Below are 18,003 nucleotides of genomic sequence, written 5' to 3' on the forward strand. Positions count from 1 at the left end.
GCCCCCTTTTTCCTCTACCTCTTACGAAGCACAAGAGCAGGAGGTTGGGAATGAACGAAAATACTTCGATGGGGAATTGTGGCATCTCAATTCAGAACATAAGTTTAAGTTATGGGAAAGAACTTGTATTGAAAAATATCGACCTTAGAATAAAAAAAGGATCAGTTGTTACATTGGTAGGCCCTAACGGCTGCGGAAAAACAACACTTCTTAAAGTAATAAATGGTTTTCTCAGGCAATACGAAGGAACAGTTTACATAGATAATAAGAATACAGCAGATATCTCAAATCTTGAAATGGCAAAGACTTTGAGTTATGTATCTCAGCTCCACAAATCATCTTTCCCCTTTTCTGTACTGGATGTGGTGCTCACCGGTCGCATGCCTTATATTTCCACTTTATCGACACCTGGAAAAAAGGATATTGAGAAAGCCCACAGGATTCTGGAATTTTTAGGTATAGGGCATTTTGCCCATAGATCCTATACCCAGATAAGCGGGGGAGAACGGCAAATGGTGATGATCGCAAAAGCACTGGTACAGGAACCGGATTTTCTTCTGCTTGACGAACCAACTTCTTTCCTTGACCTGAAGAACCAGATCCATGTCCTGAAAACAATTACTAACCTTTCAAGGACCAGAAACATTACTGTTCTGATGACGCTGCATGAACCAAACCATGCAATGCTGTTCTCGGACGAGATCATTTTGCTTAGAAAGCTTGAAGACAGGACATGTGGAAAAAGTACAACTTCTAACCAATGTGATTTACATAATTCTACTGATAATAAACCAATTTTAACATATCCAATAGATAATATAGTCGTTGCAGGAGCTCCAGAAAAGGTGATGACTCCTGAAAGAATACAAGAAGCTTATGGAATACACGTGGATATTCTGGAATACAAAGGAAAAAGAATAATTGTGCCTAATATTTGAATGTTGAGTTGAAGTTCAGATTTTCCATGTGGAAGTAAATACAACCAAATTTTTAGCAAGATCGGCAAACTATCGATGGTGGAGGTGTGCAGTTTTACAATCATGGTATTCCGGCAAGCGGTGTTTCAGGCAAAAAGACCCTCCGCAAAAGTGGCACTTATAAGGGATTCTCAAGCACTTCATACCATGTATCTCTCCATGACAGTAATCACATTTCATATCAACAGTACATCAATATAGATCAATGATTTAAAAATCTATGGAGAGCTGTCAACAGCAAAAAATGAAAAGATGAAAACCAGTTCAGATTAAAAGAGGGTGGGAGGGTGGTACTTAGATTGGGACATACTGAACTGGTATTCTTAAATTAAACGAAAGGTATATATATTGTTTTTTATTTCTTTCCGGCTTTAACACAGTTCAATATCCCATATATATACTGAATAGGACTGCGATTATCCAAAGCAATACTGCGCAAAATATATAACTTAGTTTACGAAATGATTGTGTTGAGGTGTTGTGAATGAGTGGTGTTACGAATGGATCTGTTCAGTTTTCCCCAATGAAGTTCCTGTACGGTCTCTACGACAAGTATTTTGATAAAAGAAAAAAACAACAGAAACCGTTCAAACGAAAGTGGATCTCTGGCACTAAGCTTGAACCAGAGGACCTGCTGGAAAATAGACCTTACTATAAATACCGTCCTCGTGAAGAAGATGATATTCTCAGAAACCTGTTGCTCGAAGAGAAGAGCGTATTGGTAAAAGGGGTTGCACTGGCTGGCAAAACCCGGACTGTCTTTGAAGTTCTCAAAAGTATGGGTTCATTGGCAGATGTCACCATTCCACATCCGGATGATATTGATTCCGGAGATTATCCTTTTGCAGATAACTATGGGATGAATATCGAAGTTGTTATCCTGGATGATCTTGACAGATTTGTTGAAAAGAGTAACTTTGAAAAACTACTGGAGATCATCAGGGCTAAGAATTTTATCATCGTTGCAACCTGCCAGACTGGTGAGAGGTTTGAACTCTTGGACAAAAAACTGGATATTGAAACAGTTTTTGCCAAGAATATAATTGACATTGGTCATTTCTCCACAGATGAAGCTCAGAGAATAGCCGAAAGAGAAAATATCACATGGGAAGACATCGATTTCGACGGAACCATTGGCTCGGTTTTCCTGAAATTGCATGAAATGCAAAGAAGATATAATGCACTTATAGAAAGAGAGCAAGAAATATTAAGAATAATAAAAAAGCTACACATCGCAGGCATATATGAGGGAAAGCATATATTCGCCTATGATTGGGTAGAAACTGTTTATAGTAAAGATCATCCTGACACCGGCTTAGACTGGGAACAAGTGCTTGGTCCACTAAAGAGTAGTGAATTAGTCTCTGCACCTGAAGAAAAAAAGATCCATGTCGAAGAAGTGTATCTGGAAAAGATAGTGAAACTCAGTGAAACAACATCAAAACTTTCAATCCTGAAAGAGATGTCAGACACCTTTTCTCTTAATCATGCTGTCCTTACAGGAATAGGTGATACAGCATCCTCAAATTCCCTCATCAGAATACAAAAAGCCGAGTATGCTAAAGCAGCTATCAAAGCATACGGGGAAGCACTTAAGTTAAGGACCCTGGAAGAATTCCCACTGGATCATGCAAAGATCCGGAAAAGCCTGGGAATGGTATACAGGAATCTGGCAGCCGTGGAGGAGAGAAAGAACAACCTCGAAAAAGCGATCAAAGCATACGAAGAAGCTCTCAAAGTATATACTCTGGAGGAATTCCTCATGGATCACGCCATGACCTGGAACAATATGGGGCTTGCATACGCGGATCTGGCAGGTATCGAAGAGAGACATAAAAACCTTGAAACTGCAATGAAAGCGTATGAAGAAGCACTAAAAGTAACAACTTTGAAGGAATTCCCGATACAATATGCAATGACCCGGAAAAATCTGGGGATGGCATACAGTTCTATGGCAGATTTAGAAGAAACTAAAGTCAACCTCGAAAAAGCAACAAAAGCATATGGAGAAGCACTTGAAATATTTGAAAGTTTAAAGCTTCTTCATCATGCGAAAATTGTAGATAATTACCTTGCTGCCATATTCAGAGAACTGAGACAAGAAGACTAGTAAGAAAAGTAATTGATAACATATAAATAGTCGAACACAAGAGAATCTGTAATGTGAGTTGAAGTGTGGGCTGGAATCCATGGTGCAATCCATTACAAGTGATAGGACCTCTGCCTCGGAGAAGACCGAAAGACGTTACGATATTGACTGGATACGTATTTTCGGAATGGTAACCATCTTTTTTTATCACTGTGGCAGATTCTTCAATCTCGAAGACTGGCATGTGAAAAACAACGCACTCTCCTCCGGTATTTCAATAATACTGGAGATCCTGGAAATATGGATGATGCCCCTGTTCTTTATCATATCCGCTATGTCATCCAATTATTCGCTCACAAAAAGATCACCAAAGCAATACATAGTAGAGAGATTTAAAAGGCTCATAGTACCCTTAATATTCGGTACTTTAGTTATCATAGTACCTGTGCAAGTTTATATAGAACGTGCATCCCACGGCCAGTTTAGTGGTTCTTTCATTGACTTCTATCCCCACTACTTTGACGGACTCTATGCATTCGGAGGGAATTTCGCATGGATGGGACTGCATCTATGGTATCTGGAGTTCCTTTTCATCTTTTCCATGTTAACGCTTCCATTGTTCATGCTGGGCGTGAAGAAAAAAAACTCCCCTTCAGTTTCTCATGTATTTTCCTTTTTCACAAAGCCTGGAGCTATCTTCCTGTTGGCGATACCTCTCATTCTGATGGAGATGTTCGTGGGGCAATACAGAGATAGTATAGGTATCCAGTCCTTTGGCAGCTGGAGCCTGCTGACGTATCTTCTTTTCTTCATCACGGGCTTCTTCCTGTCACTTGACGTGAGATTCAAGGGTACGATCGAAAAACACAGGGTGCCAGCCCTATTGATAGCAGCTGGGATCACCTTGCTGGGTATTGTGAGCTACCTGTACAGCCTTGAATCCGTAGGCAAATATCAGGATGTATTAACTGCAGCTGCTTCATGGTGCTGGCTTCTGGCGATATTCGGTTTTGGCAGCAGGTACTTAACTTTTAATCACGCTATCCTCAAATATGCCAATGAAGCGGTCCTGCCATTCTATATACTTCATCAGACTGTCATTGTGATCTTCGGATTCTGGATAATGGATTGGGAGCTTGGATTATTGGCAAAATACCTTTTGTTGAGTTTAAGCTCATTTGTGACAATAATGCTGGTATATGAATTCCTTATAAGGAGAATCAATTTGATGCGTTTCCTATTCGGCATGAAATGAAATAAAATGAAATCGATGACATTTGATTCTATTTGGTTAAAAGATCCACAAATGGGACTTATTCTGCATGAACTGCCAGATTAGACAATAGAAGTATATGGATTAATTATATATATTTTCAGAATATAATTACCATTTCAATCCAGGAGTGAAAAGATACATCAAGTGAGGGAATGGACAATCATCACTTGAATAGATATCCAACAATCGTGGATCCTACACAGGGAAGAGATCTGACTAAAACACCTGGAAAAAATAGAGGAGAGATATGATGGGTCTATTTGACAAAGTAAAAGGAAGCAAAGAAGCAGAGCATGTTAAACTGAACAAAGAAGAAGCATTTGCTGCAGTTTCTTTGGCTGCCATAGCTGCTGACGGGGAAATCACTGCGGATGAAGCAAGAGGTCTTGTAACATCATTACTGCGCATGAAACTTTTCTCAAACTATAACGATAAGAATATGTCATCCATGTTCAACAAGCTCACCGGTATAATAAAAAGGGAGGGTGTCGAAGCTTTGGTGACATCTTCAAAGGAAGTCCTTCAGGCTGATTTAAGGGAGACAGCATTTGCAGTTGCAGCTGACCTCACGCTGGCAGATGGCGTACTCGCGAAGGGAGAAAAAGATATCCTTACAAAGATCCAGGAATCTCTGGGTGTTCCCGAGGACAAAGCGGTCAACATCATTGAAGTCATGTTGATCAAGAACAGAGGCTGAAAACAACAAAGCTAATTTCGCTTCCATAAATGAGGACAGGATTAAGCCTGTCCAAACACTTCCTTCTCTAAATCCTTCAAGAAGAATGACAATTCTTCTTTATTAACAGTCATCCTATACGGAAACTTCTCATGGAAATGGAACCATACTGGAACCCTTCATGCACAAACTCCAGCCGATCATCCTTTTCCTGCAGTGCAATTGCGTATATCATCGGCAGGTAGTGATCAAGAGTAGGCACTGCAAAAGGTGCGTTTCTTCCCATATTCCGGTAGTCAATGAGATCCCTATGGTTCCCTGAAAGCAGATTAGACTTTACTTTTTCATCAAATTCCACAGCCCAGTCAAAAGGTTTTGCATCGATGTTACGAAAATCAAGCATTCCCAGGTTATGTACAATATTACCGCTTCCGATGATCAAAACACCCTTTCTGCGCAATTCTCCAAGTTCTGATGCCAGATCATAATGATACTGGATCATTTTAGGATGCCATTCGTTAAAGGAATAATCCAGGCTCATCTCGAAAACCGGGATATCGGCTTGCGGATACATGTGCTTTAGCACAGCCCATGAAGCATGATCCAGCCCCCAGTCATTACTGCATCTTACCTGCACTTTACGTACTATTCCACTGATAAGCCTTGCAATGTCAGGTGAGCCGGAACTGGAGTATTTCACCTGGTACAACTCACGTGGAAAACCGTAGAAATCATAGATCTGCTTTGGTTTTTCATTGCATGTGACAGAGGTCCCGTTTGTAAGCCAGTGTGCCGAGACTACCATTAAGGCCTTAGGTTTTGGCAGATCGTTCCCAAGACGCACCAGGCTTTCTGTGTAGCTGTTTTTTAAGATTATATTCAGAGATGAACCATGCCCGATGAACAGTACTGGCATTTTCCCGGATTCAGACATTTCTTGATTAATGTCCTCTTGCATCACATTACCCTATGAAGAAAGATGAACTGGATATATTAATACGTCTTTTGGTTATATGGGATCATCTTACACCTGTGGTATAGATCTCCTTAACCCTTCCTACACGACCATCTTCCAATTGAACTTTTATCCCATGCGGATGAGATGAAGAATTGGTTAAGATCCTCTTCACAACACCGCGTGTTATTTTTCCAGTGGCTTGATCTTGTTTCAGAACAATCCCCACGTTCAAGCCTATCTTAATATTCCCTCTGGTATTTCCTGAACTCATGGCACAAGTAAATTCTTCATCATATAAGCATGTTCTTTCATAAAATTACTCTGCTACATTGATCGAACTTTGGAAGCAGGAATAACTTCGGAATGAACTAAAAAGTAAATACCTACTGTCTTTATTTTATGTAGACATCATATAGAGGTATATGTTTAGAAGTAATGAATATATTGATAGCAACATGTTTATATAGCATGTGGATGTTTATATAAGTAGAGTTCGAATGTTTGTCGATTTAATAAAAGGATTATCTCATTCTTGTGTTCTTCTTTTAGTTAATTGATTTAACAACAAAGAGTTGGTCGTATCAAAAAGTGGAGATCTGATGAAGATCAGATCGAACCTGTCATGCGAAAATTCTCGATCTCAGCTTTTGCTGAGACGAACTACCTAAATAAAGGAAAGTAAAATATGAGATTCGATAGTAGAGGCGGAAGCGGTAGAAGCGGTGGAAGCGGTGGCTTCAGACCAAGTGGTCCAAGAGAAATGCACAAAGCAACTTGCGCAGACTGTAAACAGGAAACTGAAGTACCTTTCGTGCCATCCGGTGACAGGCCAGTATACTGCAGAGAATGCTACCAGAAGCATAGACCAGCTAGATATTAGATCTGTAACCAACAGATATCTGATTCTATAACTTCACACAGAAGGCAGATGTATGAACATATTTCTGCCCGATGAATTTTTTTAATATTGTTTTTTAAAGTTACAAAATTACGTGATGTAATTTTGTGAGAGAAATCAGGGGGATATAGAGATGACGAATGAAAGTGTAATATGTCCAGGTTGTGGAACTCAAATTCTCGCTACGGTGCCTTTGGGACAGCAGATCATTTGCGTCTCATCGAAGCTGGGAAGTCCCGCTAGTTTTGGAGCAACATACAGGTCTGCATCCAGATGTACTAGCTGTAAGAAGAGCTTTACTTGCTACACAAATAACAAATACCATAAAATTAAGCAAATACCATAAAATTACCAAAATGATTTGAATAATTTCACTTTACATTCTTGATGATATTTTTGCCTTATTCTGACTGTAATGTGATACTATTTTCCTTAAAGATAAATTGAGTCCTAATAGTTGTTGATATATTTGGCCTCTATTTGTATACCATCAACTCGAAAGCAGATTTAAAGAATGTATCGGAAATCTTTTTCTGATATCTCAGATGTCACGCAATCTTTTTAAGAAACCTTCGGCTTCTGTGCTCTATGTTAGAAGGTAAGAAGGGACATCTGGCTATACTTCTTGGGTGTGTGCTATATGGGACCACAGGAATATTCCTGGCCCACATATATGAAATGTCCATCCCTTCGATGATCTTCTATAGGCTGTTCTTTGGTGTTTTGCTGATACTTCTGGTGATCCTTGCTACCGGTAATATATCACAGATCAAGCTTCGGAAAAAAAAGAAACTGCTTGCACTGCAGGGTATTCTTACCGTAGTAAACATGTTCTTCTATTTCTATTGCGTCAAAACAACATGTTTTTCCATTGCCATATTGCTTGAATACACATCACCGATCTACGTGATGATCGCCTCACCTTTCATACTAAAAGAGAAAATAGCCAGGGAAAGTATATACTCAATGATCTTAGCCATTGCAGGTGTGATCCTTGTGATACGGCCGGAAGGTGGATTTTCAGGATTACAGACAGATCCTATATATCTGACAGGTATTCTTGCAGGTATAATCTCGGGCATTCTTGCAGCCACTCTGATAATGAATATACGGCTAATGAAAGACGAATACCCTGAGATGGGAATAGCTTTCTGGTCCATGGGACTTAGCTGCTTACTCATGACACCATTTGCATTCAATACTCCATGGAACATATTAACAGAAAATCTCAACGTGTTAGCATCATTTGGAGCAGTTTCCGTAGGAATGGGAGCATTCCTCACCATCATAGGATTTTCCCAGGTGGAAGCGCAAACCGGCTCCCTGCTTTCATTGATAGAACCCGTAAGTGGTGTGCTATTTGATGTCACGTTGCTTGGAGTTCACCTTGGAACTAACGTATTCATAGGCTGCATTCTGGTGCTGATCTCTGCATTCCTGGTGAGTCTAAGAAATCTAGGAAGTAAAGGAACTTAACTGACATTTCTACTGAAACAACTTCAGACAGCGCATATCCCATACTATACTTTTTACCCTCTCCATAAGTTAAAATACTTGAATCACCAAATACTTTAAAAATATAATATTGGTGTATACGCATGTCTGGAAATGGAAACATAATTGCAATAGTAGGACCCTTGAATAAGCCAAAGTTAATGGGCCTTGCTAACGATAGCTTTACCCTTGTCGTCACAAAGGAACAGAGCATTTTAGCCAAACTAACATCAGATATCATGAAAAGTGTGGTAGAGGAAGCAAGGCACAAAGCCAAACAGGAAGGAAAAGGTTTCTTTGGACAATGGGGAAGCCAAATAACCGGAGGAATGAACTACACCCAGCGGTATCTAAGCATGACGCCTGAGGAGATATTGAAAGAAAGTCCTGCAAATTTCTCAATCCCAAATTCCAGCATCAGTTCGGTGGAAGTCAAGTACAGAGAAAATAATGACGATGATGGCATGGGAAGGTCAGAATGGAAAGTAACCATCCAGGCATATTCACATAAATTGGGTTTAAGATGTAACAGTGATCCAAAGGATGAACTGAAAAAAGCATATGGTGAAATAGTGAAATAAGTGAAAATTGTAGCTGCCGGGTAGAGAACTACATACAAAAATTAAGATTTTGTCTTTTGATTGAAAGGTCACTTTTCACTTAAGTTCGCATTTGAATTCTTTTCCTGTGATATTTATCAGATAATAAGCACCAGCAAGGGCCAATACGAGCACCCCCAGTCCCATAAGGAATAAAGGAGCAGTAGTTTTCAGGTCTATTATTATTACTTTACGTACTATTGCCGTGATTCCCACCAGAATGATCACACCAACATTCATTGTGGATTCAGTGATGATCATCTTGATGGTCTCCAACAACTCGATGCCTATGATCACAAGGAAGAACAGACCAAATATATCCAAGACTTTTTCCACATTGAGGAAAATGACCGGGGGAGTAATAAGGCCACGCAGAATAATCCAACCGACCTCCAGAGTGGAACTGAGAATTACAATCACCATCATGACAATAATAGACTTTACTATTAAAGTTTGAAAAATATTTACATATTTCATCATGTGAATCTTATCCTAATCATTATACAGTAGATTCCTTCGATTTGTCCTGATAAAAGTAAGAGTCCTATTATTAAAAAAGTGTGTGTGAGATTGAGAAACAATTAGGTAGAAGTTGAGATACTTAGAATCATAAAAGCCTCATCGTAGGAAAATGAACTAATCATCCATCACTGAACAAAGGATTAGTCTTTCCCTGAAGCCACCCCTGTTCTTAAGTTTTGACATCTTCATGTTCTCAATTTCTTCTATGTCAAAACCAAACAGGTCAATAATTGCATCTAGCACTTCTACAATGTCCGCAAGCTCCTCTTCGGAAGGAGCAGATATGAATTCTGTTGCCTCTTCTACCAGTTTATCCAGCAACTTTGTCCTGTACTCTTCCTCAGAAGCCTGATGATATACAGGCTTTCTGCCATCCTGCATGATAATGGCAGGGATCTTGTCCCTTACAAGTTTTCCTTTTATGAATTCTGAATTCATGGTCATATCCATTGGTAATAATGATCCTTTAACTGATCACTAAGAATCATCGTAAGTTAAATAGATACCTCACGGGATGGCCTGTTCATCCAGATAAATACAGACAGAGATAATATTGCACAGGCCACAGCAAATACCATTGTTTGCCTGAATCCAAAGTATTCCATGATCAGTCCACCGAGAATAGATCCTGCGATATCTGCTGCAGATATGCTGGAGTTCAAAATTCCTGCAGAACTTGCTTTCTCGATGCTTCGTCCCACAACCAGCTGATTTGCACCAACGTACAAGAAAGCCCATCCAAAAGCTATGAGGATCATTCCCGGAATAATGGAATAGAAATTTTGCGCCAGAGAATAACTTATGAAAGCCAATCCCGAAGTAATAATGCCCCATTTGATAAGCCATTCGTTCCTGAAGTTATCCAGCCTGCGCATGAGAAGGAATTGTATGGAAGGATTGATAGCATATATGATCCCTGTCCAGAAATTAGAAGCACCAAGAGAAGCCATGTACAGAGGCAAAATGACCCACACGGCAACCGCACCCATGTGCCTAAGGAACATAGATATATATACATCAAAATTTTTCCTGAATGCAGCCAATGAAAAATAACTCACGGAAATAGAGGGTTTCTGCACGTCCGTAAGCCCAAAAGCTACAAAAAAAGCGATGGTGAAGAAAAGAGATGATAAAATGAAAAGATGCTCTATGTCCCCTATGAACCCGGCAACCAGATAACCCACCATCCAGCCAAGGGAACCGAATGAACTGAATTTGCCGATACTTTCCTTTTCATAATAAACGCTTACAATAAGGGCAGCTGGATACACTCCTACACTGAAACCCACCATTGCACGGATCATAGCAAGTGATGCAGCATTATAAGCAAATATCTGCATGAAGAAAGAAACTGCGGAAACTGCAAGACCTGCAAGGATTATAGGACGCAGGCGATTGATATCAGCGGCTTTTCCAAATACAAATGAAGAGAAAAAAGAAGCTGCTGCAAAAAAGGCACTGATCAGGCCCACTTCAAAATATGATGCGCCCAGGGATTTTGCAAAAACAGGCATGAAAATGCCGGACATCATTAGAGAAGAATTAGCCAGAAATTGGATCAGGTTTAATCTCATTGTTCATCGAATCCGGAATATATTTCCAGAATAATAGCTAAACTATTTCTAGTTATTGAAAGCCGGAGACTTGAGACCATCTGGAAAAAACATAATGCGTATAAACCGACGATTATCGATTATTGCGTTTATCGAATTCGTTTGATAACTGAAATAAAGTTGCTACTGTTAAGCATTTCACAAGTAAACATTAATTAGATATATGATTTAAATATGATTTAACTTTTTGATATACGATGCATGTATAAGGAAAAGTGGACACAATAATAGAAAGTAATGAAAATAACATTGTATTCAAGGTAGATCAGTGACCATAAACCATGAAAAATATATTCTTCTATCAAACCGATATTGGGAAAATAGGTATTGCTGAAAGTGAGAATGCCATTACGAATGTATATTTTAATGGAGATAAGTTTCCAGAAAATGCCGTCATAAATGAAACAGAAACGTTAAAAGAGGCAGGCAGACAACTACAGAGCTATCTTGCAGGAAAACAAAAAGATTTCATGCTTCCTCTTGCTCCAAATGGCACAGAATTCATGCTGCACGTATGGAAAGCTTTACTCACCATCCCATATGGTGAAACCCGGAGCTATAAGGAAATAGCACAGAAAGTAGGCAATCAAAAAGCTTCAAGGGCGGTAGGGCTTGCCAACAATCGCAATCCAATCCCGATCTTTATTCCCTGTCACCGGGTTATCGGCACAAACAAAAAATTGACAGGCTATAGAGGGGGACTGCAGATAAAGGAACATCTGCTGGAATTGGAAAAGCGACATGCAGATCATTAAATGTGGCAAAGCAAAAATAAGATCTCTATTAAATTTAACATGCAATACATGAAGTAAGCGAATAGTTAGAAGAATACAATCTGCATTAAGGAGGAAATGTTATGCAAAACCGCATGAAGAATCATCAGCTAAACGAAGACCAAATAGCAGAGATATTAAAAGCACCTGTAGGTAATATTGCAACCATAAATGAAAATGGCTATCCCTATGTTGTTCCTGTCCATTTCACTTATTATGAAGGCAAAATTTACATTCATGGCTTGCCACAGGGACAGAAAATCAGTAATATTTTGTCGAATGAAAAAGTGTGCTTTCAAATTTATGACATGAAAGGTCTTATTCTTGATAATTCCCCATGTGGCATAAATACGGAGTATGAAAGCATTGTTGTTACCGGAACAGCAACTATCGTTGAAGATCATGAATTGAAAAAAATTGTGCTAAATAAGATTGTGAAAAAATATACTCCTCATTTAAATGGAACAGCATTACCCGATAATGCGATAAAAGGCACAGGTGTTATTGAGGTAACCATTAAAGAATGTACAGGTAAATATTACAAATAACGCTGTAACATTGAATGACACTTAAGGATATAAAAAATTAATACCTAATTGCCTGAGAATAGAACGGTCGATCAAATATTCTGAGAATTAATAGAGAAAAAGGATTGAAAAAAGATTAAAAAAAATCTTTATCTTACTTTAAGAGTCATTACTCAAAACTCACCTTTGGAGCAGTTTTTTCCCCTTCCGCAATTTCTAACAATTCCTTCTTTTCAAAACGGAACAGGCCTGCGATTATGTTATTAGGTATCTGCTGGATGGAAATATTGTATTTCATAACAGTGTCATTGTAAAACTGTCTGCTATATGCGATCTTATCTTCTGTCTGCGAGAGTTCCTGCTGCAGTTGCCTGAAATTTTCATTCGCCTTAAGTTCAGGATACGACTCCGCCACAGCAAATAAAGACTTCAATGCACCTGAAAGCATGTTCGAAGCTTGTGCGGCCTCGCCGACGGTTGATGCAGACATCCATGCGGACCTGGCTTTTGTTACCTCTTCAAAAACAGATTTCTCATGCTTTGCATAACCTTTCACTGTTTCCACGATGTTGGGGATCAGATCGAACCTGCGCTTAAGCTGAACATCTACCTGCGCCCATGCATTCTCCACTCTGTTGCGTAGAGCTACAAGTTTGTTATAAATGGAAAAGACAAATACCGCAATAAGCAACGCTATAACAAGAACTATACCGAGTATCCATAATATATCCAATATCATCTTTTTCCCTCCGTTCTCAATTTATCTGGCACCGCCACCACCACCACCGAAACCACCGCCAGCCCCGCCTACCCCATGACTTCCGCCGGATGAAGATTTGGGAGCTGATACCTGATAAGCATGGCTGAAATCAGAAGAATAACCTGTAACATAGACCCTGTTATGGAAATGACTTGTCTGGAATTGTTCTTTAGGAACTATGACAGACATGTTCTTGAGTGCTTCTTCTGCTACACCCAGTGCCATAGCGTATACCATATAGTGATCCCATAATTTCACAGAACCCGGAGGATGCGCCTTAAGATCAGAGAAGTCTGTAATATATTTTTTAAAGTTCTTCCAGCGCTCCATGTAAAGCTTACCTTCCGGAGTCCACCTCCCCAGAACAGTTCGGTACTTAGCATTGAGGACAAGCACAATAGGTGAAACGACTGCAATAATTATTGGCATGAAACCCAATTTTTCAATGATCGGATAAGCAGATGAGTCTCCCAGCCAGGGAACAGCAAAAAGACTCAGGAGAGCTATCAGAAAAAGTACACCTGCGAAATAGTCCATTTTCTTGGCGCCTTTTTCAATGAACAGCTTTTCAAGGTCTATATGAGCCTTCACCTTTTTGTTCCAGGAATTTATGAAAGTATAGAAAGATGTGCCTTTTTTGAGCTTGGACTGGAACTCTTTCCAATGTAGCTGACTTCCATCTGAATGACTTATGATAAGGTCCAGAACATCCTGCTCGAAGTCCAGAAGTCCCGGATAATCTCCCTTCTCTCTCTCGGAGCCGTTTATATGCAACACAATGTCCCCTGGATCGCTGTCATCTATGCTCAGGTAATCCCGGTGTATAAGATCCATTACAGTTGCAGCGAACCCATCTATCGTGGGAACGCCTACATCATCTTTCATCATGGCGTTGACCACGGCAGGCCTTGAATCGTATGGCAGTTCACGTTCATAAATAGCCACATATTCGATGTCCGGTTCCCTTCCATATTTGAAGTAGAGGTAGAAGGGAGCTAAAAGGAGAGACAATGCCAGAAGAGCGAATACCATGAAAACCAGATACAGAGCCTTCTGCTTCAGTGCGTATTGAGACTCGGTACTGAATATTTGAAACTTGGCATTCTGATCATATAGGGTCACATATCTTGAGTCCGGCGATGTGAGCCTGGGAAAGATCGCCCGTATCTCATACCAGCTGTTAGCAGGGATCTCATCGGCCTGAACTGCGATCTTATTGCCGTTTATAGTTGCGGTTTTGGTATAATCATTCGGATGTATCCAGTAGGTTATGTCAGAGCCGTTGGCGGGAAGGATCGTTACGGTGGCTGAAAGGTCGTTAAGAGGCTTTTCCCATTCATCTCCCCAGAATTTGTAGTGTAGCTCTGAGACATCGTTGTATACTTTGAGACCGCCATAGTAATCATAGGAGGTAGTAAAGGTCACCTGTTCCGGAGTTGGAGAAGGTAACCTGCCTACAAGCTCGTAGCCTCCGTAAATGTCAGTAACGTAAAAATCACACGACTCAACATCGCAATAGCCCTGTATGTTCCCTATGGAACCACCGGGTGGAGGGTATATCTGCCTGTAGACCTCAGAAAATGTGCCATCGAAGTGATAGGTGAGTGATTCCTGCACATGCACAATGCCCTCGGGGAATACTGTGACATTCACATCCGCACTTTCAAGAGAATAATCCCTGGCTGATGCGATTGGCAAAAGCAATAACAAAATAAGGGATACTGTAGAAGCAAAAGTTATAGTTCTTAAACAGCCACTTCTGCCCGTAAAGAGTTTGTACACCAAATTCACACCCTATTTAAAAAAAGAGGGTGTTGGTATATACACTTATCGTCATTGCATGGCATTTATAACTGGAAACAATCCTCAACGCCACGTACCAAAGATACACAATATTTACCAGTGATTGCACAAAAAAGATAGATATAAGATCTAATGCTTCAAATCACTGCTATCAATGGTAAAATCACATGCAACACTATATCCGCAGAAAAATGCGATATCATGGCCGATTCTAAACCCTTTTTCCAATAAAGCCATCCAAATATAATTCCGCCAACAGCATTTAGAATAATGGTACGGACAATTACCAGCGGTGTGAGTGTTGTTATAGCCATTACTGCTGGTAAATGGCCAGCGCCAAAGATAACAGCTGCTATAATAATAGCTAACCACATGCCCGTGTTTGTTGGCTTTCCTTCTTCTGTTTTTTTGATCCTGAAGATCATCCATGCAATGAGAGTCATTACGAATAATCTTAATAGGACCTCTTCATTTATCCCGCCATAAAACGATGCAAGGAAGCCCTGCCATGCCGGAGGATTTATTGAAGCTTGAGTTACATTAATTGGTACGCCGGCAAAGGAAAACAAATAATCAAGTCCAATTATAAGGATACCGGCCAGAATTCCAAGCCCAATTGATATTCCAAGTATGGATTTTAAATAGCTTTTAACTACCCTGCCTTCAAGCCATCCTCCAAGGATTGGAAGGCCAAGTCCAACTTTCTTAGCAAAATAAAGACCAACAAAGATAGCAACACCAAACAGGACTATAGCTTGGATAAGCTGAGCAGCCAGGAGGACGTATAAAGGTACCGGTAAATTTTGAAGTAATTCTCCTTGAAGAGTAAGAGTATAAGGCAGTACAGCTATCGTTCCAAAGATACATGCAATTAGTAAAATTAAGAATAATTTCCTATCTGCGCTCATATTTAATCTCCATATTACGACTCTGTAGAAATCCTCTATTTCCAAGTGAGGATTCAAGTGAACAATTATTTTGAATATACTGTAAGATATTGATGTGAATTACCTGTTTTAGCCAATTGATTTTAATTATTATAGGATTTCTACCGAACCTTAAGCTCATCGCTTTTTATCATTCAGCGTTCTTTCCCTATCGAGAAAGCTTTTCCAAGATCACGTCCAATGCTATAGTAGCTTCTATTCCCTGTCCCATATATGATCGGTCGGATCTTTTCTATATCGGGATTCCCGTTTTCGTCAAGTACAGATCCTTCTGCCTTGGTATCGACTATCTCTCCGACAAACATGGTGTGAAGCCCAATTTCAAGAGTGTGGAGCAGTTTGCATTCGAGAACGAAAGGAAACTCTCCTACATAGGGAGCAGGTACAAGCTCACTCCTTACTGGAGTCAGACCTGCTGCCTTGAATTTATCTTCATCCCTTCCGCTTGCGAGACCAAAGTAATCGGCTTCTTTTACATGATCTTCGGAAGGAATATTTACGGTAAATGCCTTATTTTCTATGATACCGGCATAGCTGTAGGTAGCCTTTCTTAACGATACGCTGACACAGGGAGGGTTAGAACAGCAGATCCCGGCCCAGGCTACAGTCATGGCATTTGGCTTTCCATTCACGTCGTACGTACCGACAACCCATGTTGGTGTCGGGAACGCGAGTGTCTTTGCTCCAATCGATTGTTTCATGGTTTAATGTTCTTTCAGATGATATAAAATGGTTTTCAAGCTGAATCCACATGTTTTTCTGTCCACCTAACTCTTTCACTCATTTTTTAATATGTATTTATATCTAGCTTACTCAAAGCAATAGAGAACTGTATACTATAGTCAGGGAAAAAAGAGAGCAATAACTCTTCCTATGAAAAATGGCAGAATCTTTTTTGAAATTCTCCAAAGTCTCCGATCTAGAATAGTATTAATGTATACAAAAAGTAAATACTCGCTTTAGTTGGACAGTTTAAGTATCAATACTATCCTAAGTCCACACCTGCGTTTATCTTCGGAAGGTCCTTTGAAGCCATATACATGGCAAACATTTCCAGTTCATCGAACGGTATCTGTATCTCTTTTAAAGTGTTCTTCATGTGGAATCCGGAAAGTTCTTCAGCATAGGATTCGATGGTATTTTCCCACTCTGCTATAACTTTGGCCTTTTCTTCTTCTGCCATCCCTGTTTTTGATACGTTGGCTATCATCCACGACGCAAACTCCCTGATGATCAGAAAACCTACTGGACAGGGTTGTAAGCCTATGGAATTGCCTGAAGTGTTTACCTTAAACGGATATAGACCGCACACGATTGGACGCTGGTAATAGACACCGCATCTGTCATGTGCTTTCAAAAAAGAGCAAGGTGTCTCTATCCTGTAAAGAGGACTTGCAGGCATCTCGCTCTGTATCTTCTTTGCCTTTTCCGGGTCGATCTGAGAGAAATTCCTGTACTCCTCCTCGAATATATGGATCTGGCCATTCTTACAGCAATGTGCTTCACATTCCTCAGGACATATGTAATATTGCAGTATGCCTTGTATGGCACCATAATGAATTGCCTTTTTGACAGCTTCTCTCATATCCATAAATGATCGTACCGATGTATGATTTTGATGATTACAGCCTATATAAGGCGATTGATAAACTCAATAAGTTGAATATATAGGTTTGGTTAAAAAGACGATCCCATAGAACCTACTTCCCTTCAGACCTGTAGAAGCATTTTTCAAATACTGTACCTTACGTTCATTTTATCGATATTAACTGTTTTCTGTTATTGAAAAAGTTCCTGTAGGACAGGTAACAAGCCACATAAGAAGAAATAGAAGTGGTCGAAAGCAGCATGAAAGTGACCATTATCTGATATTTTATTGCCTCTATGGGGGATATCCCTGCAAGTATCAATCCTGTCATCATTCCCGGAAGTGATACGATCCCTAATGTTTTTGCAGAGTCTATTGTTGGGATAACACCTGTTTTTATCGCATCCCGTATTATTCCGACAGAAGAAGGCAAGATGTCTGCCCCCAACGACAGCTTAGTTTCGACTTCTTCGCGCTTGCTCTTAAACTCAGACAGCATCTGC

21 protein-coding genes are annotated in these 18,003 nt (G+C 39.9%); 9 read left to right on the plus strand and 12 right to left on the minus strand.

Going from position 1 to position 18,003, the window contains the following annotated elements; genetic code table 11:
• Positions 1–50 precede the first annotated feature (50 nt).
• The gene (locus tag ACCM36_RS07920; protein WP_370573210.1) at positions 51–938 is read left to right on the plus strand and encodes an ABC transporter ATP-binding protein; all 888 of its coding nucleotides are present in this window, start codon (positions 51–53) and stop codon (positions 936–938) included.
• Between the two features lie 69 nt (positions 939–1,007).
• On the opposite strand, the gene ACCM36_RS07925 is transcribed toward ACCM36_RS07920, so the two are convergent.
• Positions 1,008–1,157 carry an AN1-type zinc finger domain-containing protein gene (locus ACCM36_RS07925; RefSeq protein WP_370573211.1) on the minus strand — a complete coding sequence of 50 codons (150 nt, stop codon included), beginning with the start codon at positions 1,155–1,157 and terminating at the stop codon, positions 1,008–1,010.
• 304 nt (positions 1,158–1,461) lie between these two features.
• Here ACCM36_RS07925 and ACCM36_RS07930 point away from each other — a divergent pair, with 304 nt between their 5' ends.
• The 3 genes from ACCM36_RS07930 to ACCM36_RS07940 all read left to right on the plus strand — a co-directional run bounded on the left by ACCM36_RS07930 (position 1,462) and on the right by ACCM36_RS07940 (position 5,039).
• Entirely contained in the window at positions 1,462–3,087 is a 1,626-nt protein-coding gene (locus ACCM36_RS07930) for a hypothetical protein (RefSeq protein ID WP_370573212.1), read from the plus strand.
• Between the two features lie 79 nt (positions 3,088–3,166).
• Positions 3,167–4,321 carry an acyltransferase family protein gene (locus ACCM36_RS07935; protein WP_370573213.1) on the plus strand — a complete coding sequence of 385 codons (1,155 nt, stop codon included), beginning with the start codon at positions 3,167–3,169 and terminating at the stop codon, positions 4,319–4,321.
• A 271-nt stretch (positions 4,322–4,592) separates the two neighbouring features.
• On the plus strand, positions 4,593–5,039 hold the full coding sequence (locus ACCM36_RS07940) for a tellurite resistance TerB family protein (protein ID WP_370573214.1): 447 nt from the start codon (positions 4,593–4,595) through the stop codon (positions 5,037–5,039).
• 109 nt (positions 5,040–5,148) lie between these two features.
• Here the strand turns inward: ACCM36_RS07940 and ygiD are convergent, their stop codons facing one another.
• Complete coding sequence (ygiD, locus tag ACCM36_RS07945) at positions 5,149–5,976, minus strand: 4,5-DOPA dioxygenase extradiol (protein ID WP_370573215.1); 828 nt, start codon at positions 5,974–5,976, stop codon at positions 5,149–5,151.
• Between the two features lie 61 nt (positions 5,977–6,037).
• Positions 6,038–6,247 (minus strand): YwbE family protein, encoded by a 210-nt coding sequence (locus ACCM36_RS07950; protein WP_370573216.1) that lies wholly within the window; start codon positions 6,245–6,247, stop codon positions 6,038–6,040.
• Positions 6,248–6,661: 414 nt separating this feature from the next.
• Here ACCM36_RS07950 and ACCM36_RS07955 point away from each other — a divergent pair, with 414 nt between their 5' ends.
• The 3 genes from ACCM36_RS07955 to ACCM36_RS07965 all read left to right on the plus strand — a co-directional run bounded on the left by ACCM36_RS07955 (position 6,662) and on the right by ACCM36_RS07965 (position 8,949).
• Positions 6,662–6,856, plus strand: coding sequence for a CxxC-x17-CxxC domain-containing protein (locus ACCM36_RS07955; RefSeq protein ID WP_083885766.1), 195 nt, complete (start codon positions 6,662–6,664; stop codon positions 6,854–6,856).
• Positions 6,857–7,462: 606 nt separating this feature from the next.
• Positions 7,463–8,350, plus strand: a complete 888-nt coding sequence (locus ACCM36_RS07960) for a DMT family transporter (protein WP_370573217.1) — start codon at positions 7,463–7,465, stop codon at positions 8,348–8,350.
• 122 nt (positions 8,351–8,472) lie between these two features.
• Positions 8,473–8,949, plus strand: coding sequence for a hypothetical protein (locus tag ACCM36_RS07965; RefSeq protein WP_370573218.1), 477 nt, complete (start codon positions 8,473–8,475; stop codon positions 8,947–8,949).
• A 75-nt stretch (positions 8,950–9,024) separates the two neighbouring features.
• On the opposite strand, the gene ACCM36_RS07970 is transcribed toward ACCM36_RS07965, so the two are convergent.
• From ACCM36_RS07970 to ACCM36_RS07980, 3 genes are all read right to left on the minus strand, one after another.
• Complete coding sequence (locus ACCM36_RS07970) at positions 9,025–9,447, minus strand: phosphate-starvation-inducible PsiE family protein (RefSeq protein WP_370573219.1); 423 nt, start codon at positions 9,445–9,447, stop codon at positions 9,025–9,027.
• Positions 9,448–9,603: 156 nt separating this feature from the next.
• A complete protein-coding gene (locus ACCM36_RS07975) occupies positions 9,604–9,927 on the minus strand; it encodes a phosphoribosyl-ATP pyrophosphohydrolase (protein ID WP_370573220.1) in 324 nt (107 codons plus the stop codon).
• A gap of 56 nt (positions 9,928–9,983) precedes the next feature.
• Complete coding sequence (locus ACCM36_RS07980; RefSeq protein ID WP_370573221.1) at positions 9,984–11,063, minus strand: MFS transporter; 1,080 nt, start codon at positions 11,061–11,063, stop codon at positions 9,984–9,986.
• Positions 11,064–11,383: 320 nt separating this feature from the next.
• Between ACCM36_RS07980 and ACCM36_RS07985 the strand changes: the two genes are divergently transcribed.
• Both ACCM36_RS07985 and ACCM36_RS07990 read left to right on the plus strand, forming a co-directional pair.
• Positions 11,384–11,857, plus strand: a complete 474-nt coding sequence (locus ACCM36_RS07985) for a methylated-DNA--[protein]-cysteine S-methyltransferase (RefSeq protein WP_370573222.1) — start codon at positions 11,384–11,386, stop codon at positions 11,855–11,857.
• Between the two features lie 101 nt (positions 11,858–11,958).
• Positions 11,959–12,423: a pyridoxamine 5'-phosphate oxidase family protein gene (locus ACCM36_RS07990; RefSeq protein WP_370573223.1), complete on the plus strand. Its 465-nt coding sequence runs from the start codon at positions 11,959–11,961 to the stop codon at positions 12,421–12,423.
• Between the two features lie 148 nt (positions 12,424–12,571).
• Here ACCM36_RS07990 and ACCM36_RS07995 read toward each other — a convergent pair whose 3' ends face one another.
• From ACCM36_RS07995 to ACCM36_RS08020, 6 genes are all read right to left on the minus strand, one after another.
• A complete protein-coding gene (locus ACCM36_RS07995) occupies positions 12,572–13,141 on the minus strand; it encodes a LemA family protein (protein WP_370573224.1) in 570 nt (189 codons plus the stop codon).
• A 21-nt stretch (positions 13,142–13,162) separates the two neighbouring features.
• The gene (locus tag ACCM36_RS08000) at positions 13,163–14,860 is read right to left on the minus strand and encodes a DUF2207 domain-containing protein (protein ID WP_370573225.1); all 1,698 of its coding nucleotides are present in this window, start codon (positions 14,858–14,860) and stop codon (positions 13,163–13,165) included.
• 242 nt (positions 14,861–15,102) lie between these two features.
• Positions 15,103–15,873, minus strand: coding sequence for a CPBP family intramembrane glutamic endopeptidase (locus tag ACCM36_RS08005; protein ID WP_370573226.1), 771 nt, complete (start codon positions 15,871–15,873; stop codon positions 15,103–15,105).
• Between the two features lie 173 nt (positions 15,874–16,046).
• Positions 16,047–16,613, minus strand: a complete 567-nt coding sequence (locus ACCM36_RS08010; RefSeq protein WP_370573228.1) for a flavin reductase family protein — start codon at positions 16,611–16,613, stop codon at positions 16,047–16,049.
• Positions 16,614–16,897: 284 nt separating this feature from the next.
• Complete coding sequence (locus tag ACCM36_RS08015) at positions 16,898–17,503, minus strand: YkgJ family cysteine cluster protein (RefSeq protein WP_370573229.1); 606 nt, start codon at positions 17,501–17,503, stop codon at positions 16,898–16,900.
• 160 nt (positions 17,504–17,663) lie between these two features.
• Positions 17,664–18,003, minus strand: a 340-nt coding sequence (locus ACCM36_RS08020) for an ABC transporter permease (RefSeq protein ID WP_370573230.1), incomplete at its 5' end; no start/stop codon positions are given.

Origin of the sequence: Methanomethylovorans sp., from assembly GCF_041305605.1 — an archaeon.
In the GTDB taxonomy this organism is placed as follows: Archaea; Halobacteriota; Methanosarcinia; order Methanosarcinales; family Methanosarcinaceae; genus Methanomethylovorans.

What these genes read in the sequence shown, in the direction of transcription:
- ACCM36_RS07950 (WP_370573216.1), bottom strand. Translation starts at nt 6,247, where the DNA reads ATGAGTTCAGGAAATACCAGAGGGAATATTAAGATAGGCTTGAACGTG.
- ACCM36_RS07935 (WP_370573213.1), top strand. Translation starts at nt 3,167, where the DNA reads ATGGTGCAATCCATTACAAGTGATAGGACCTCTGCCTCGGAGAAGACC.
- ACCM36_RS07970 (WP_370573219.1), bottom strand. Translation starts at nt 9,447, where the DNA reads ATGATGAAATATGTAAATATTTTTCAAACTTTAATAGTAAAGTCTATT.
- ACCM36_RS07930 (WP_370573212.1), top strand. Translation starts at nt 1,462, where the DNA reads ATGAGTGGTGTTACGAATGGATCTGTTCAGTTTTCCCCAATGAAGTTC.
- ACCM36_RS07990 (WP_370573223.1), top strand. Translation starts at nt 11,959, where the DNA reads ATGCAAAACCGCATGAAGAATCATCAGCTAAACGAAGACCAAATAGCA.
- ACCM36_RS08005 (WP_370573226.1), bottom strand. Translation starts at nt 15,873, where the DNA reads ATGAGCGCAGATAGGAAATTATTCTTAATTTTACTAATTGCATGTATC.
- ACCM36_RS07995 (WP_370573224.1), bottom strand. Translation starts at nt 13,141, where the DNA reads ATGATATTGGATATATTATGGATACTCGGTATAGTTCTTGTTATAGCG.
- ACCM36_RS07980 (WP_370573221.1), bottom strand. Translation starts at nt 11,063, where the DNA reads ATGAGATTAAACCTGATCCAATTTCTGGCTAATTCTTCTCTAATGATG.
- ygiD (WP_370573215.1), bottom strand. Translation starts at nt 5,976, where the DNA reads ATGCAAGAGGACATTAATCAAGAAATGTCTGAATCCGGGAAAATGCCA.
- ACCM36_RS07940 (WP_370573214.1), top strand. Translation starts at nt 4,593, where the DNA reads ATGGGTCTATTTGACAAAGTAAAAGGAAGCAAAGAAGCAGAGCATGTT.
- ACCM36_RS07955 (WP_083885766.1), top strand. Translation starts at nt 6,662, where the DNA reads ATGAGATTCGATAGTAGAGGCGGAAGCGGTAGAAGCGGTGGAAGCGGT.
- ACCM36_RS07920 (WP_370573210.1), top strand. Translation starts at nt 51, where the DNA reads ATGAACGAAAATACTTCGATGGGGAATTGTGGCATCTCAATTCAGAAC.
- ACCM36_RS08015 (WP_370573229.1), bottom strand. Translation starts at nt 17,503, where the DNA reads ATGGATATGAGAGAAGCTGTCAAAAAGGCAATTCATTATGGTGCCATA.
- ACCM36_RS08010 (WP_370573228.1), bottom strand. Translation starts at nt 16,613, where the DNA reads ATGAAACAATCGATTGGAGCAAAGACACTCGCGTTCCCGACACCAACA.
- ACCM36_RS07965 (WP_370573218.1), top strand. Translation starts at nt 8,473, where the DNA reads ATGTCTGGAAATGGAAACATAATTGCAATAGTAGGACCCTTGAATAAG.
- ACCM36_RS07975 (WP_370573220.1), bottom strand. Translation starts at nt 9,927, where the DNA reads ATGAATTCAGAATTCATAAAAGGAAAACTTGTAAGGGACAAGATCCCT.
- ACCM36_RS07925 (WP_370573211.1), bottom strand. Translation starts at nt 1,157, where the DNA reads ATGAAATGTGATTACTGTCATGGAGAGATACATGGTATGAAGTGCTTG.
- ACCM36_RS07985 (WP_370573222.1), top strand. Translation starts at nt 11,384, where the DNA reads ATGAAAAATATATTCTTCTATCAAACCGATATTGGGAAAATAGGTATT.
- ACCM36_RS07960 (WP_370573217.1), top strand. Translation starts at nt 7,463, where the DNA reads ATGTTAGAAGGTAAGAAGGGACATCTGGCTATACTTCTTGGGTGTGTG.